The following is a 14803-nucleotide window of genomic DNA, read 5'->3' as shown; positions in this document are numbered from 1 at the left end:
ACGGAGACGGTGAACACGTAAGGGCACCTGTACCCGAGGCTGACACGACCGTACGAACCATGATGGATGCGGCGTACGGCGCCGTGCCGGAAGAGCCTCGTGCTGACCCGATGCTGACTTCTGGATCATGAATGACCAAAAGGCCCAGCTCAGAACTACAAGGGCGGACGAGTCGGCCTGTAGGCCGGGTTTTGTCCTTCACTCGCGTGAAGGGGCGACCATCCATCTAGGGCCGTCGTTGCCGGCGGCCTCAAGCGGTCTACCCGCGCGGCTCGGGCGGGCAGCCCTCGAACGTCGCGCGCGGGACGCTCCGGAGAGCGTCCCTTCTTGACCTTGCTCCGGGTGGGGTTTACCAAGCCGCCCACGTCACCGTGGGCGCTGGTGGTCTCTTACACCACCGTTTCACCCTTACCCCGTCTCGCGACGGGGCGGTCTGTTCTCTGTGGCACTTTCCCGCGGGTCGCCCCGGGTCGGCGTTACCGACCACCCTGCCCTGTGGAGCCCGGACCTTCCTCGGCGGGCCTCCGAAGAGACCCGACGCGGCCGCCCGGCCGGCTCGTCCGCCGTGATCCAAGCCTATCGGCTCCCAAGTGGGCTCCAACCGAGCGGCAAGTCGTCCGCGCTGGAATGGGGATCGAGCGGGACGGAACACGTCAGGACAGCGACTGAGGTGTCCGGCGTGCCGTCCCGCGCCGGGTCCGGGAACGGGCCCGGGACCGCCGGTTCAGCGGAGGTGCGAGGTGTCGTTGAACGCCTTCACCACCGACGGGCCGTCGGCGTAGTACTCGATCAGGGACAGGGCCGACAGGTCGAGGTGCATGCGGTACAGCGCTGCGAGGGGGGCCATCAACGCGAACCGCACGAGCATCTTGATCGGTGTGACGTGGGAGACGACGAGAACCGTCTTGCCCTCGTAGCGCTCGATCAGCAGGTCCCTGGTCGCCTCGACCCGCCGCGCCGCCACCCCGAAACTCTCCCCACCCGGCGGCGCGGCGGACGGGTCCGCCAGCCACGCGGAGAGCTCGTCGGGCCAGCGGCGCTGGATCTCGGTGAAGGTGTGGCCCTCCCAGTCGCCGAAGTCGGTCTCCCTGAGCCCCTCCTCGACGACGACGTCCAGGCCGGTCTTCGCGGCGACGGCCTCCGCGGTGGCGCGGGCGCGCCTGAGCGGGGAGCTGACGATCACCTGGAGGCCGTACGGCTCCCCTGCCAGCTTCGCGGCGGCTGCCTCGGCCTGGGCCACGCCGTTGGGGGTGAGCTCGGGGTCGCCGAGCCCGGAGAACCTGCGCTCGACCGAGAAGGGCGTCTCGCCGTGCCGGAGCAGGTACAGCGAGGTCGCGACGGAGGTGGGCGGACGCCAGCCGGTGCCGGGGCTCGTCGGCGTGGCCTTCCGCTCCGCCTTCGCCTTCACCTTCGCCGGAGGCCGCACGGCCTCGGTGACGTCGGTGACGTCGGTGACGGTGTCGAAGAGGAGCAGGTTCTCGGCGGGCGCGCCGCCGCCGGGGGTGGTGGAGGTGCCCTTTGCGGAGGACCGGCCACCGGACGTTCCGGCCCCGGACGAGGCGGACGTCCTCGTTCGCGACGAGGCGGAGGCTGACGAGGTGGAGGCTGACGAGGTGGAGGCTTTCGTGGACGAGGCCGCCGACGCTTCCGTGGACGAGCCTGACGTTCCTGTGGCGCCGGTCGGCTTCGCGGCCGGGGCGGCGGACGTGCCCGCCACCGCGCCCGAGGACGCCGACGACGCCGACAGGGCCCAGGGACGCCCCTTGGCGGCGGCGTCCATGGCCTCGTTGGCCAGGCGGTCGGCGTCCTTGTTCTTCTCCCGGGGGATCCAGCGCCAGGTGACCTTCAGGCGCCTGGCCAGGGCCCCGGCCTCCAGGGCGAGCGGGCGAAGGCCCTCGTTCTTGATCTTCCAGCGGCCGGCCATCTGCTCGACGACCAGCTTGGAGTCCATCCGGACCTCGACCTTGGCGCCGTCCCCGGCCAGGGCCAGCAGGGAGGCCAGGCCCGCGATGAGGCCCCGGTACTCGGCGACGTTGTTGGTCTGGGTGCCGATCGCCTCGGCCGTCTCGACCAGGATCTGGCCGTCGGCGGCGTCCTTGACGACGGCCCCGTACCCGGCGGGCCCCGGGTTGCCCCGGGAGCCGCCGTCGGCCTCGACGACGTACGAGGCCGCCGACGCCGACGCCGACCCGGACGAAGACAAGGACGAGGACGAGGACGAGGGAGGGGTCACAGGCCGGACTCGGCGGTGCGGACCAGGATCCGGCGGCACTCCTCGCAGCGGATGACCTCCTCCTGCGAGGCCGCCCTGATGCGGTTGATCTCGGCGATGGACAGGCTCGTGCGGCAGCCCTGGCAGCGGGCGCCCTGAAGCATCGCGGCACCCACCCCGAACTGCTCCCTGAGCTTGCCGTAGAGGGCGAGCAGGTCGGCCGGGATGTCGGCGGCGACCTCCTCGCGCCTGGCCTGGACCTCGCCCTTCTCCTTGTCGATCTCGGCGAAGACGGCGTTCCTGCGGTCCTCGGCGGTGCCGCGGGTGCCGGCGAGCTCGTCGCGCTCGGCCACGAGCCTGGAGACCTGCGCGTCGGCGGTCTCGCGGCGCTCCATGATCTCCAGGACGACCTCCTCCAGGTCGCTCTGCCTGCGGCTCAGGGAGGCGATCTCGGACTGGAGGCTGGCCAGGTCCTTGGGGGAGGAGACCTGGCCGGAGTCGAGGCGCTTCTGGTCGCGCGTGGCGCGGCTGCGGACCGAGTCGACGTCGGCCTCGGCCTTGGTCTGCTCGCGGGCGAGGTCCCCGGACTCGGTCTCGGCGGCGATCACCTGTGTCGCGATGCGGGCGATGCGGGCGGAGAGCTCGTCGATCTGGGCCAGCTCGGGCAGGGTACGGCGGCGGTGGGCCAGCCTGTCGAGGGCGGAGTCGAGTTCGGCCAGGTCAAGCAGACGCTTCTGGGCCGCAGGGGCTGCTTTCACGTGAAATCCTCGCACTTTGCTGTTGTGTTCCAGGCGTCCGTGACCGTCTCGGATACGCGCGTCTCAACATTAATCCCCCGCGCGGCCATCGCGGACGTGAGATGGCCCGCGGCGTCGGCGAGCCAGGGCCACTCGGTGGCCCAGTGGGCCGCGTCGATCAGCGCGGGGGCGCCGGGGTCCTCGACGAACTCGCTCGCCGGGTGGTGGCGCAGGTCGGCGGTGAGGAACACGTCCACCCCGGCGGCGCGGGCCGCGCCGAGCAGGGAGTCCCCCGCTCCCCCGCTGACCGCGACCCGCAGCACCGGGCGTTCGAGGTCTCCGGCGACCCGCAGGCCGCCGGCGGTGGCGGGCAGGCCGCGCGCGGCCTGCCGGGCGAACTCGGCGAGCGGTACGGGGGCGGGCAGCGAGCCGATCCGTCCCAGGCCGCGCCGGGTGTCGTCGGCGGCGGGCCTGAGCGGGACGAGCGGGCCGGTCAGGCCGACGGCGCGGGCGAGCGCGTCGGAGACGCCGGGGTCGGCGACGTCGGCGTTGGTGTGCGCGGCGAAGAGCGCGACGTCGTTCCTGATGAGCGTGTGGACCAGGCGGCCCTTGGGGGTGGTGGCCGCGACGCTGGTGGTGCCGCGCAGGTAGAGCGGGTGGTGGGTGACGATGAGGCCGGCGCCCCAGTCGACGGCCTCCCGGGCGACGGCGGCGGTCGGGTCGACCGCGAACAGGATCCGGCGCACCTCGGCGGAGGGGTCCCCGCAGACGAGCCCGACCGCGTCCCACGACTCCGCCCAGCGCGGGTCGTAGCGGGTCTCGAGCTCTGTGACGATCTCGGCAAGCGTAGGCACCTGCGCAGACTACCGGCCTATTCCCCGGCACTTCCCCGGCACAGGCGGATCACCTAATGTAAGTGAATGCTGACCTCCCCCAGGACGCGTGTGAGCCCGAAGATCGCGATCATCGGTGCCGGATTCGGCGGTCTGTGCATGGCCATCCAGCTGGAGAGGGCCGGCATCCACTCGTACACGATCTTCGAGAAGGGGTCCGGCGTCGGGGGCACCTGGCGGGACAACACCTATCCGGGGGCGGGCTGCGACATTCCCTCGCACCTGTACTCCTTCTCCTTCGAGAGGTACTCCAGCTGGACGCGGCGCTATCCCGGGCAGCCGGAGATCCTGGGCTACCTGGAGGGGTGCGCGGACTCGTACGGGCTGCGCTCGAAGACGCGGTTGAACACCATGGTCACCGCGGCCGAGTTCGACGAGACCTCGGGCCGGTGGCGGGTGCGCACCACGGCGGGGGACGAGATGTTCGACGTGGTCGTGTCGGCCATGGGGCAGCTCAACCGGCCCCACCTACCCGACATTCCGGGAATGTCGTCGTTCGCCGGGGCGGCCTTTCACTCGGCACGCTGGGACCACTCGCGGGACCTGACGGGCCGCAGGGTCGCCGTGATCGGGAACGGCTCCTCGGCCGCGCAGTTCATCCCGAAGGTCGCCGAGGTCGCCGCTCACCTGGACGTCTTCCAGCGCACCCCCAACTGGGTCGTCCCCAAGCCCGACGCCGTCTTCGGCGCGCGCACGCGGGCGGCCCTGCACCGGCTGCCCCTGCTGCAGCGCGCCTACCGCGAATGGGTGTTCCACTACGGCGAGAACACCCTCTACCCGGCCCTGGCCGGGGGGTGGAGCGCCGACCTGGTGCGCAGGCGCGCCCTGGAGCACCTGCACGCGCAGGTCCAGGACCCGGAGCTGCGGGCCAGGCTCACCCCCGGCTACCCGCTCGGCTGCAAGCGGGTCGTCATCGACAGCGACTTCTACCCCGCGCTGACCCGCCCCGACGTGGACGTCGTCACCGACCCGATCGCCCGGATCGTCCCCGAGGGCGTGCGGACCGTCGCCGGGCTGCGCGAGGCCGACGTGATCGTCTACGCGACCGGCTTCCGGACCTCCGAGTTCCTGGCCCCCGTCCGGATCGTCGGGCGCGGGGGGCGGGTGCTGTCCGAGGAGTGGAAGGACGGCGCCGAGGCCTACCTCGGCATCGCCGTCCCGCGTTTCCCCAACCTGTTCCTGCTGTACGGGCCCAACACCAACCTCGGCCACAACTCGATCGTCTTCATGATCGAATGCCAGGTCCGCTACGTCATGGGGTGCCTGCCGCACCTGACCGCGCGCGGGCCGATGGAGGTCAGGCCGGAGGCGATGGACACCTGGCGGCGGAGCCTGGAGCGGGCCATGGGCCGCATGGTCTGGCAGGCGGGCTGCGCGAGCTGGTACAAGAACGACTCCGGCCGGGTGACCAACAACTGGCCGGGGACGGCGTCGCTGTACCGCCGCATCACCAGGACCCCGCGCCCGCGGGCCTTCCGTTTCGCCCGCTGATCCACCGGCGGTAGCGTCGGGGGAACGAGAGCCGTCCACCCAGAAGGGCCCGCCCATGTCCGCCGACCTGCACCTCGGCCCCCCGGCCGACGACCTGCACCGCGACTCCGTGGTCGCCGACACCCACAACGACCTGCTGATGGCCGTCACCGCCCGGCCGCCGAGGCGGTGGGCGTCGTTCTTCAGGGAGCGGTGGCTGCCCCAGCTCGTCGAGGGCGGGGTGAACCTCCAGGTGCTGCCGGTCTTCGTCGACGACGCCTACCGGCCCGAGGGCTCGCTCCGGCAGACCCTGCGCATGATCGAGTGCGCCCACGTGCTGGCCGAGGGGAACGCCGACGCCGTACGGCTCTGCCTGGACGGCGCGCAGGTCGACGAGGCGCTCGCCGAGGGCAGGATCGCCCTGGTGCTGGCGCTGGAGAGCATGCCGGGGCTGGACTCGGCCGTCGAGCTGGTGCCGACCCTGCACCGGCTGGGCGTGCGCGTCGCCTCGATCGCGCACTGGGGGCGTACGGCGCTGGCCGACGGCAGCGGCGAGGACGCGACCGGCAGCAGGCTCACCGCGGCGGGGGTGGAGACGCTGCGGGAGATGGAACGGCTCGGCGTCGTCTTCGACATCTCCCACCTGGGCGCGAGCGGGGTGGAGCACGTTCTGGAGCTGGCGGCCCGGCCGGTGATGGCGACCCATTCGTCGGCCCGCGCGCTGCGCGACCACCACCGCAACCTCACCGACGAGCAGCTGCGCGGGGTGGCCGCGACCGGGGGCGTGGTCTGCGTGAACTTCGTGGCCGCCTTCCTGTCGACCGACCCGCTGGAGTACACGCTGGACCGGCTGGTGGACCACATCGAGCACGTCGCGAGCGTCGCCGGGATCGACCACGTCGGCCTGGGGCCGGACTTCATCCGCGAGGTCATGCAGGACGTGACCCCGCCGTGCTGCGAGAACGACTATGACGTCGACGCGTTCGCGGCCGTGCCGGGGCTCGCCGGGCCGAGCGGGTTGCCGCTGGTCACCGAGGCGCTGCTCAAGCACGGCTTCGCCGAGGAGGAGGTCGTGAAGATCATCGGCGGGAACGTGCACCGGTTCTTCCGCGCCGAGCTGGGCCGTCCCGGCGGCGGGGCGTCTAGCGGGACAGGTAGTCCTCCCTGACGCGGGAGCGGGAGAGTTTCCCGGTGGGGGTGCGCGGCAGCTCGTCGCGGAACTCCACCACCCTGGGGTGCTTGAAGCGGGCGATGAGCGGGCCGAGGTGGTCGAGCAGGTCCTGCGGGGCGGGGACGGCGCCGGGCACCGGCTGGATCAGCGCGACCACCTGGTGTCCCCACTCCTCGTCGGGCACGCCGATCACCGCGACGTCGGCGACCGAGGGGTGCTCCAGCAGGGCCGCCTCGATCTCGGCGGGGTAGATGTTGACCCCGCCGGAGATGATCAGGTCGGTGCGCCGGTCGCAGATGAACAGGAAGCCGTCCTCGTCGGTGAAGCCGATGTCGCCGGGGGCGTACCAGGGGCCGCGCATGCTGGCGGCGGTCTTCGCCGGGTCCTTGTGGTACTCGAAGCCGCCGGTGCTCGACCTGACGTAGATCATGCCAGGCTCGCCCGGGGGCAGCTCCTCCCCGTCGGGGTCGAGGATCCTCGCCTCGAAGGTGGGGACGGGGCGGCCGACCGTGCCGGGGCGCTCCAGCCAGTCGTGCGGCTTGACCGCGAAGGCGATGGAGGACTCGGTGGAGCCGTAGTACTCGTACAGGACGGGGCCCCACCAGTCCATGATGCCCTTCTTGACCGCGACCGGGCAGGCCGCGCCGGTGTGGATCACCTGCCGCAGCGAGGAGACGTCGTAGCGCTCCCTGACCTCGGCCGGGAGCTGCAGCATCCGGTGGAACATGGTCGGGACCATCATGGCGTTGCTCACCCGATGGCGGTCGACGAGCTCCAGGACGGTCTCCGGCTCGAACCGGGCGGCGATCACCAGGGTGTGCCCGAGGTGCAGGGCGAACATGGTGTGCGCGCACGGCGCCGAATGGTACATCGGGGAGGTCACCAGGTGGATCTCGTCACCGGGCCGCAGGTCGCAGACCTCTCCCAGGAACCAGGTGTAGAGCGGGACGGTCTCCTCGGGCTCCTTGCCGGACAGCGGGCGCCGCACGCCCTTGGGGAAGCCGGTGGTGCCCGAGGTGTACCACATGACGGCGCCGGCGGTCCGGCCGTCCGGGGCGGTGCCGGGCTGCCCCCCGGCCAGGGCGGCGATGCCCTCCAGGACGACGACGCCCTCCGGGACGCCCCCGGCCGGACCGCCGTCCGCGCCACCGGTCGCGCCACCGGACGGGTCGGCGACCGCGCCGTCGGTGGCACCGCCGGACGGGCCGGTCACCACGATCCGGGCGTCGCAGTCGCCGAGGATGTAGCCGATCTCGGCGTCGGTGAGGTGCCAGTTGACCGGTACGTAGTACAGCCCCACCTGGCCGGTGGCCATCATCATGACCACCGGGTCGATGCCGTTGGGCAGCACCCCGGCGACCACGTCGCCCGGGACGAGGCCGCGTGCCCGCAGGCCGTGGGAGACGCGGTTGACCAGGGTGAGCAGCTCGCCGTAGGTCGTCACGGTGCCGTCGGTGTCGATCAGGGCGCGGCGTCCGGGGTCGGCCTCGGCGATCCGGTAGAAGCCGGGAAGTCCGGTGATGTCGGCCATGATCCTCCTCAGAGCTCCAGCAGCCCGGCGAGACGTGCCCGGTGCACGCGGGGCGGGCCCAGCAGCACCTCGTCGGCCTTGGCCCGCTTGTAGTACAGGTGCGCGTCGTGTTCCCAGGTGAACCCTATGCCGCCGTGCAGCAGCAGGTTGTCGCGGGCCACCTCGAAGCAGGCCCGGCCGGTGTAGGCCTGGGCGAGCGCGGCGGCCGAGGGCAGCTCGCCGGGCGCCTCGTCGGCGGCCCAGGCGGCGTACCGGACGATCGACTCGGCCTGTTCCAGCTTGCAGTGCATGTCGGCGAGCTTGTGCTTGACGCCCTGGTAGGAGCCGATGAGGCGGCCGAAGGTCACCCGGAGTTTCGCGTAACCGACGATGGCGTCCAGGCAGGCGCGCAGCACGCCGAGCTGCTCGGCGGCCACCGCGACCGCGAACAGGTCCCTGGCCCGCGCCACGCCCTGCTCGGAGGAGGCGATCTCCTCGGCGCCGCTCAGGTCCACCCGTGCCTGGCGGCGGGTGATGTCCAGGGTGGTCAGCGGGGTGCGGGTGCCGCCCCGTACGGCCAGCACGCGGGGGCCGTCGAGCGCGAGCACCACGTCGGCCTCGGCGCCGTTGATCGCGCGGTCGCCGTCGAGCGCGACGGTCGCGACCGTGGTGCCGGCGGCGATGGCGGGCAGCAGTTCCTTGTCGCCGGTCTCGGTCAGCAGGATCGTGGCCAGCGTGGTGGCGAGGAAGGGGCCGGGCAGCAGGGCCGCGCCGGTCTCCTCCAGAACGACGGCGAGCTCGGCGTGACCGGCTCCGGAGCCGCCGTGCTCCTCGGGGACGACGAGCCCGGACAGGCCCAGCTCGCCGTTGAGCCTGCGGTAGACCTCGGGGTCGTGCCCGGCCCCGGACTCGGCGGCCCGCCGGACCGCGGGCAGCGGCGAGGCCGAGGCGAGGAAGGACCGGACGGCGCCGCGCAGCTCCCGCTGCTCCTCGGTGAGCACGAGTTTCATGTGTTTCGCCCTTTCTGCACCAGGTCTCGCCCTGTCCGCGCCGACCGGCGGGTCATCCGTTCACCGTGAGGTCCTTGAACGGCACGTTCTTGTCCAGGCGCGGCTCGGGCGGCAGGTTGAGCACCCGGTCCCCGACGATGTTCCGCATGATCTCGTTGGTGCCACCGCCCAGGGCCATCGCCGGGGCCAGGGAGAGCGCCTCGGCCAGGCCGCCGCCGCCCTCCTCGTAGGCGACGGCCTCGGGGCCGGCCAGCGAGGTGGCCAGGTCGGCCTGGAACATGGTCAGCTCGGCCAGCAGCAACTTGGCGGCGCTGCCCCGGGCGCCGGGGAAGATCCCGGCCTTGGTCTCCTGGGAGAGCCGCTGGTTGAACAGCGCGAGCGCGCGGGAGCGGATGTGCAGCTCGACGAGCGCGTCCCTGACGACCGGGTCGGAGGTGTCGGTGGTGCGGCGCAGCGCGTCGAAGGCGACCGGGTTGTCCTTCTGCCCGCCCATGCCGACCCCGCTGGAGATCGACAGGCGCTCGTGCAGCAGGGTGGTGACCGCGCAGCTCCAGCCGTCGTTGACCTGGCCGACCAGGTTCTCCTCGGGGATGTGCACGTCGTCGAAGAAGATCTCGTTGAAGTGGGCGCGGCCGGTCATGTCGCGCAGCGGGCGGACGGTGACGCCGGGGGCGCGCATGTCCACGATGAACATGGTCAGGCCCTTGTGCTTGGGCACGTCCACGTCGGTGCGGGTGAGCAGCAGGCCGTAGGAGGCGTGCTGGGCGACGGAGGTCCAGACCTTCTGCCCGGTGACCCGCCAGCCGTCCTCGGTGCGGACGGCCCGTGTCTGCAGGGCGGCGACGTCGCTGCCGGCGCCGGGCTCGGAGAAGAGCTGGCACCAGATCTCCTCGCCGCGCAGCAGCGGCCGCAGGTGGCGGGCCTTCTGCTCGGGGGTGCCGAGGTCGACCAGCGTGGGCCCGCACATGCCCAGCCCGATGGAGAAGACGTACGTCGGCAGCGTGAAGTCCTTGGCCTCCTCGGCGAAGGCGCGCTCCTCGGCCTGGGTCAGCCCCTGCCCGCCCCACTCGCCGGGCCAGGTGATCCCCGAGTAGCCCGCGTCGTACAGGCGTGCCATGAAGGACTGCGCCGCGGTGACGCCACCGGCGTCGGGGGCGGCCTCGACCTCGGTGTTCCCGACGTTGGCCGTCAGCCAGGCCCTGGCGTCGCGCCGGTACTCCTGAAGATTCATGTCCGCTCCAATCAGTGCCCACTTACTCTAGCCAGCGCCGGATCGGCCGTACAGAGCAATGCTCTACTAAGGAGTTTTGGGTACCTTTGCTCCCCTTTGGCCATTAATAACAAGGAAACGGCAATTAATCCCCCTAAAGTTCACATCTAGCAGGGAGGTGGCGTGTTCGAGGGGAAGGCGTGGTCGGTACGACTGAGGCTGACGGTGACCGCGGTCGTGATGGCCCTGATCTCCGGCGCCGCCATCACCGCGGTCGCGACGGCCGCCCTGTACGGCCTTTCCGGGGCCTTCAAGACCGAGGAGGTCGCCGGGGCCGCCGTGCAGACGGCCCAGTTGTCCTGGCGGGGGCCGCTCCCGGCCGTGGTGCCGCAGGGCAAGAGCGACGGCATCCAGGTGCTGGACATGGCGGGCCGGATCGTCGCCACCTCGCCCAACCTGGCCGGTGACCCCCCGATGACGGACTTCGTTCCCCCGGGGGCGGGCGCCACACACGACCGCAGGGTCTGCAGCCTCCCCGCCTTCCCCGGGGAGTGCGTGCGGGTGGCGGCCTTCCGGGTGCACCGCGAGGAGGGCGACCTGGTCGTCTACTCCGTCGCCGAACCGGTCCCCTGGTACGTCCATCCGGGGCTGTTCGCCGTCATCCTCGGCGCCTCGCTGCTGACCGTGCTGATGTCGGGGCTGAGCGCCCGCCGGACGGTGGGCGAGGCCCTCGAACCGGTCAGGGCGATCAGCCGGGAGCTGGCGGAGATCACCGCCACCGACACCGGCCGCCGGGTGCCGGTCCCGGCCGCGCAGGACGAGATCAGGCAGCTCGCCGAGACGATCAACCAGACCCTGGACCGGCTGGAGGTCGCGGCCGAGCGGCAGCGCCGGTTCACCTCCGACGCCTCCCACGACCTGCGCAGCCCGCTCACCGCCATGCGCGCCCAGGTGGAGGAGGCGCTGCACTACCCCGACGACGTGGACTGGAAGGCCAAGGCCCACGCGATGCTCCGCAGCCTGGACCGGCTCCAGGCGATCGTCTCGGACCTGCTCACGCTGGCCAAGCTCGACTCGGGGGTCCCCGCGCACTACGAGCGGATCGACCTGGGGGTGCTGGCCGGGGAGGAACTGGACAGGCGCAGGGCACACGTCCGGATCGACAGGGACCTCAAGCCCGGCCTGACGGTCCTCGGCGACCGGCTCCGGCTGGCCCGGCTGCTGACGAACCTGGTGGACAACGCCGAGCGGCACGCCGCCTGCCGCATCTCGGTGAGCGTCTCCCGGGACGACGACGGGGGCACCGGGACCGGCGGCACCGAGGGTGACGGGGGCGACGGGGGCGGTGGAGGTACTGCCGTGCTGGAGGTGCTCGACGACGGCGCCGGGATCGCGCCCGAGCAGCGGGAGCTGGTCTTCCAGCGCTTCACCCGGCTGGACGCCTCCCGCAACAGGGACGCGGGCGGCACCGGGCTGGGGCTGCCCATCGCCAGGGACATCGCCCTCGCGCACGGCGGCACCCTGAGGCTGGAGGACAGCGCGCTGGGGGCGCGTTTCGTCGTGCGCATCCCGCTCTGCCCCGCACCCGAGCCCTCCCCCGCGGGCGGGGACGGGCCCTGAGGCGACCTCCACGGCCCTGACCACGACGGCTTCGGCGACCGGCGGTTCCGTCCGACCTTCCCCCCTATCCTGAGGGGCCGGATGTGACCCGCTAGTGTTTTCCCTTGTGGCAAGGGGATTTGGGCGATTACGTCGTGAAGATCTGCTCCGGACCGCCTGTGATGTCATCGTGACCCAGGGGTTCGCTCACACCCGAACCGCCGACATCGCCCAGGCGGCCGGTGTCAGCCAGGCGCTGCTCTTCTACCATTTCGAGACCAAGGAGAGGCTGCTGGCCCAGGCGTTCTCCTACGCCGCCCAGCTCGACCTGGACACGCTCGCCGCGGCGGAGGAGGCCGGCGGCTCCCCTCTCGACCGGCTGCGGGAGCTGCTGAGGATCTACTCCCCCATCGGGAAGTCCAAGTCGTGGGCCCTGTGGATCGACGCCTGGGCCGAGTCGATGCGCAACCCCGAGCTGGAGGAGATGTCCCGCAGGATCGACCTGAGCTGGAGGCAGGCCCTCCGGACGATCATCGAGGACGGCGTCAGGGACGGGATGTTCACCTGTGAGGATCCCGAGGGCTCGACCTGGCGGATCATGTCGCTCATCGACGGCCTGTCCACGCAGCTCACGGTGCACCGCCGGGTGCTGCCCAGGGCCCGCATGACCGGGTTCATCCGGACGGCCGCGACGGCGGAGCTGGGCCTGTCGCCCGGCGACCTGGACTAGCGGGCCCATCCGGACGGCCGCGGCGGGACCGGGCCCGCCGCCCGGCGACCCGGAGCAGCCGGTCATCCGGACGGCCGCGGCGGAACGGAGCCCCGCCGCCCGGCGGCCCGGGCCGGCGGGTTCATCCGGACGGCCGCGACGGCGGGACCGGGGCCGGCGCCCGGCGGCCTCGGCCGGGCGGCCCTGCGGGGAGCACGATCAGCAGCATCGCCAGGGCGATCAGTCCTCCGCCGAGGAAGACGCCCGCGGTGAGCGGCTCGTCGTACAGGGCGACGGCCAGGGCGGTCACCCAGAGCGGCTGGGCCGACAGGATCACCGCCGCCGACACCGGCGGGACGTGCACCTGGCCCCACGAGCGGGCCAGGAAGCCCAGGGCGCACGCCACGATCGACAGATGGCCGAGGGCGGCCCAGTCGCCGGGGGCGGCGGGCAGGGTCAGGCCGTCCGGCGCGGCCAGGACGCCCGTCATGACGGCGATGGTGCCGAGCTGGATCACCGTGACCGCGTAGGCGTTCTGCCGGGCCGCGCGGGAGTCGCCCAGCACCAGCGTGTGGGCCGCGTACAGCACCGCCGACAGCAGGGTGGCGGCCAGCGCGGGCGGTGAGACGTGCCCCTCCCCGGTCCCGCGCAGCACGGTGAAGACGGCCATCGCGGCCATCGCCAGGGCCGCCGCGGCCCAGACCCGCGGCGACGTCCTGACCCCGAGCAGGACCAGCCCGAGAAGCGGGGTGATCACCACGTACGAGCCGACCGTGAACCCGGAGACCGACGAGGGCAGATCGTGCAGCGCGACCGCCTGGGCGGTCTGGCCCACCCCGAACAGCAGGCCGAGCAGGACCCCCGCGGGCCAGGTCCCCTCCGGCAGCCCCCGCAGGCTGCCGGGGCGGAGCGCCGCCAGCACGAGCGCGGCGATGCCGTACCGCTCGGCGAGCAGGTCCGCGACGGGCATGCGGGCGATGAGGTCCTTCATCAGCGGGAAGGCCGATCCCCAGGCGGCGCTGACGAAGATCAGAAGCATGATTCCCACGACGGGCCGGGGAGCTACCGGTGACATACCGGAAGGGTTGCATCACCGAACGCGACGGACAGGTCACCGAGAGGGACGGGAGTGGTCCGAATACAACCCTGAGTGAAGGACGTCACACCGGCATGCGGGACCTCATACCCCCGGGGACCTTTTCGTCTTATTGGATGATTCGTACAATATACGAAGAGATCCGATGGGAGTGCAGCGATGACATCCGCTCCAGAGACCGCCGCGGACAGGGAGCACGACCGCCGCGTCGCCGACCGAAGCGCCTACGAGGCCGTCGTCGAGCGCCTTTCCAAGGCGTCCGTCGACAGGCACTGGGAGCCCTACGTCGACATCCCCTGGGACGACGAGGACTTCCTGGTCGTCCAGGACGACCCGCGCTGGGAGCTGCCCGAGGTCGACCGGCTGGGCGGCCACCCGTGGTACCGGGCGCAGCCGCCCGAGGTGCGCGCCAGGATGGGGCTGTGGCGGGTCGCGACCGCCATGAAGATCGGCCTGCAGTTCGAGAACCTGCTCAAGCGCGGCCTGCTGAACTACGCCTACCGGCTGCCGAACGGCTCCCCCGAGTTCCGCTACGTCTACCACGAGACCATCGAAGAGGGACATCACGGGATGATGTTCCAGGAGTTCGTCAACCGCACGGGGCTTCCCATCAGGGGCATGCCTCGGCATCTCAGCCTGATCGCGCAGATCACCCCGTGGATCCCGCTGATCTCCACCGAGCTGTTCTTCGTCTTCGTCCTCGGCGGCGAGGACCCGATCGACCACATCCAGCGCAGGACGCTCAGGAACGGCGCCGTCCGGCATCCGCTGGAGGAGAGCATCATGCGGATCCACGTGGCGGAGGAGGCCAGGCACATCTCCTTCGCCCGGCACTACCTGCGCCGCCGGGTGCCCCGCATGCCGCGTCACCGGCGGTTCGTGCTGGGCCTGGTCTCCCCCGTGGTGCTGGGGATCATGGTCCGGATCATGCTCTCCCCGCCGGGAGCGATGATCAAGGCGTTCGGCATCCCCGACCGGGTCGTCAGGGACGTCTACACGCACAACCCCGCGATGGTGCAGGAGATCCGCGACTCCATCGGCAAGACCCGCGAGCTCTGCGCCGAGCTGGGCATGGCGAACGCCGTGCAGCGCGGGGTGTGGAGGGCGATGAGCATCTGGGACGCCCCGGCGGGGACCGCGCGTTCCTGAGTGCCGGGAGGGCGCCGTCCCGGGACACGGCGACCCG

Annotated in this window: 12 protein-coding genes and 1 other RNA gene; 5 read left to right on the top strand and 8 right to left on the bottom strand. The window is 71.9% G+C overall.

Annotated features, from left to right (window positions below):
• Positions 1–164 precede the first annotated feature (164 nt).
• From rnpB to ACLQ2R_RS14470, 4 genes are all read right to left on the bottom strand, one after another.
• An RNA gene (gene rnpB, locus ACLQ2R_RS14485) (RNase P RNA component class A) lies at positions 165–559 on the bottom strand.
• 165 nt (positions 560–724) lie between these two features.
• Positions 725–2203, bottom strand: coding sequence for a histidine phosphatase family protein (locus ACLQ2R_RS14480; RefSeq protein WP_425959996.1), 1479 nt, complete (start codon positions 2201–2203; stop codon positions 725–727).
• Between the two features lie 26 nt (positions 2204–2229).
• Positions 2230–2970: a zinc ribbon domain-containing protein gene (locus tag ACLQ2R_RS14475; RefSeq protein WP_425959995.1), complete on the bottom strand. Its 741-nt coding sequence runs from the start codon at positions 2968–2970 to the stop codon at positions 2230–2232.
• Positions 2967–3803, bottom strand: a complete 837-nt coding sequence (locus ACLQ2R_RS14470) for a Nif3-like dinuclear metal center hexameric protein (protein WP_425959994.1) — start codon at positions 3801–3803, stop codon at positions 2967–2969. The genes ACLQ2R_RS14475 and ACLQ2R_RS14470 overlap by 4 nt, the downstream gene beginning before the upstream one ends.
• Positions 3804–3869: 66 nt before the next feature.
• On the opposite strand from ACLQ2R_RS14470, the gene ACLQ2R_RS14465 reads away from it, so the two are divergent.
• The gene (locus tag ACLQ2R_RS14465) at positions 3870–5333 is read left to right on the top strand and encodes a flavin-containing monooxygenase (protein WP_425959993.1); all 1464 of its coding nucleotides are present in this window, start codon (positions 3870–3872) and stop codon (positions 5331–5333) included.
• A gap of 55 nt (positions 5334–5388) precedes the next feature.
• Positions 5389–6480, top strand: a complete 1092-nt coding sequence (locus ACLQ2R_RS14460) for a dipeptidase (protein WP_425959992.1) — start codon at positions 5389–5391, stop codon at positions 6478–6480.
• On the opposite strand, the gene ACLQ2R_RS14455 is transcribed toward ACLQ2R_RS14460, so the two are convergent.
• Genes ACLQ2R_RS14455 through ACLQ2R_RS14445 form a run of 3 tightly spaced genes read right to left on the bottom strand, consistent with a single transcriptional unit; the run spans position 6455 to position 10234 of the window.
• Positions 6455–8014 (bottom strand): AMP-binding protein, encoded by a 1560-nt coding sequence (locus ACLQ2R_RS14455; protein ID WP_425959991.1) that lies wholly within the window; start codon positions 8012–8014, stop codon positions 6455–6457. The two genes, ACLQ2R_RS14460 and ACLQ2R_RS14455, sit on opposite strands and share 26 nt — an antisense overlap.
• Before the next feature lie 8 nt (positions 8015–8022).
• A complete protein-coding gene (locus ACLQ2R_RS14450; RefSeq protein WP_425959990.1) occupies positions 8023–9003 on the bottom strand; it encodes an acyl-CoA dehydrogenase family protein in 981 nt (326 codons plus the stop codon).
• Between the two features lie 52 nt (positions 9004–9055).
• Positions 9056–10234: an acyl-CoA dehydrogenase family protein gene (locus tag ACLQ2R_RS14445; protein ID WP_425959989.1), complete on the bottom strand. Its 1179-nt coding sequence runs from the start codon at positions 10232–10234 to the stop codon at positions 9056–9058.
• A 162-nt stretch (positions 10235–10396) separates the two neighbouring features.
• On the opposite strand from ACLQ2R_RS14445, the gene ACLQ2R_RS14440 reads away from it, so the two are divergent.
• Entirely contained in the window at positions 10397–11833 is a 1437-nt protein-coding gene (locus tag ACLQ2R_RS14440) for a sensor histidine kinase (protein WP_425959988.1), read from the top strand.
• A 94-nt stretch (positions 11834–11927) separates the two neighbouring features.
• Positions 11928–12542, top strand: a complete 615-nt coding sequence (locus ACLQ2R_RS14435) for a TetR/AcrR family transcriptional regulator (RefSeq protein ID WP_425959987.1) — start codon at positions 11928–11930, stop codon at positions 12540–12542.
• A 121-nt stretch (positions 12543–12663) separates the two neighbouring features.
• Here the strand turns inward: ACLQ2R_RS14435 and ACLQ2R_RS14430 are convergent, their stop codons facing one another.
• Positions 12664–13560 carry a DMT family transporter gene (locus tag ACLQ2R_RS14430; RefSeq protein ID WP_425959986.1) on the bottom strand — a complete coding sequence of 299 codons (897 nt, stop codon included), beginning with the start codon at positions 13558–13560 and terminating at the stop codon, positions 12664–12666.
• Between the two features lie 216 nt (positions 13561–13776).
• On the opposite strand from ACLQ2R_RS14430, the gene ACLQ2R_RS14425 reads away from it, so the two are divergent.
• A complete protein-coding gene (locus ACLQ2R_RS14425) occupies positions 13777–14766 on the top strand; it encodes an AurF N-oxygenase family protein (RefSeq protein ID WP_425959985.1) in 990 nt (329 codons plus the stop codon).
• Positions 14767–14803 lie beyond the last annotated feature (37 nt).

The sequence above is a fragment of the Streptosporangium sp. DT93 genome (assembly GCF_049844535.1).
Taxonomy (GTDB): Bacteria; Actinomycetota; Actinomycetes; order Streptosporangiales; family Streptosporangiaceae; genus Streptosporangium.
Note: the sequence above shows the minus strand (reverse complement) of the source record. Positions and strands in the feature narration are given on the sequence as shown.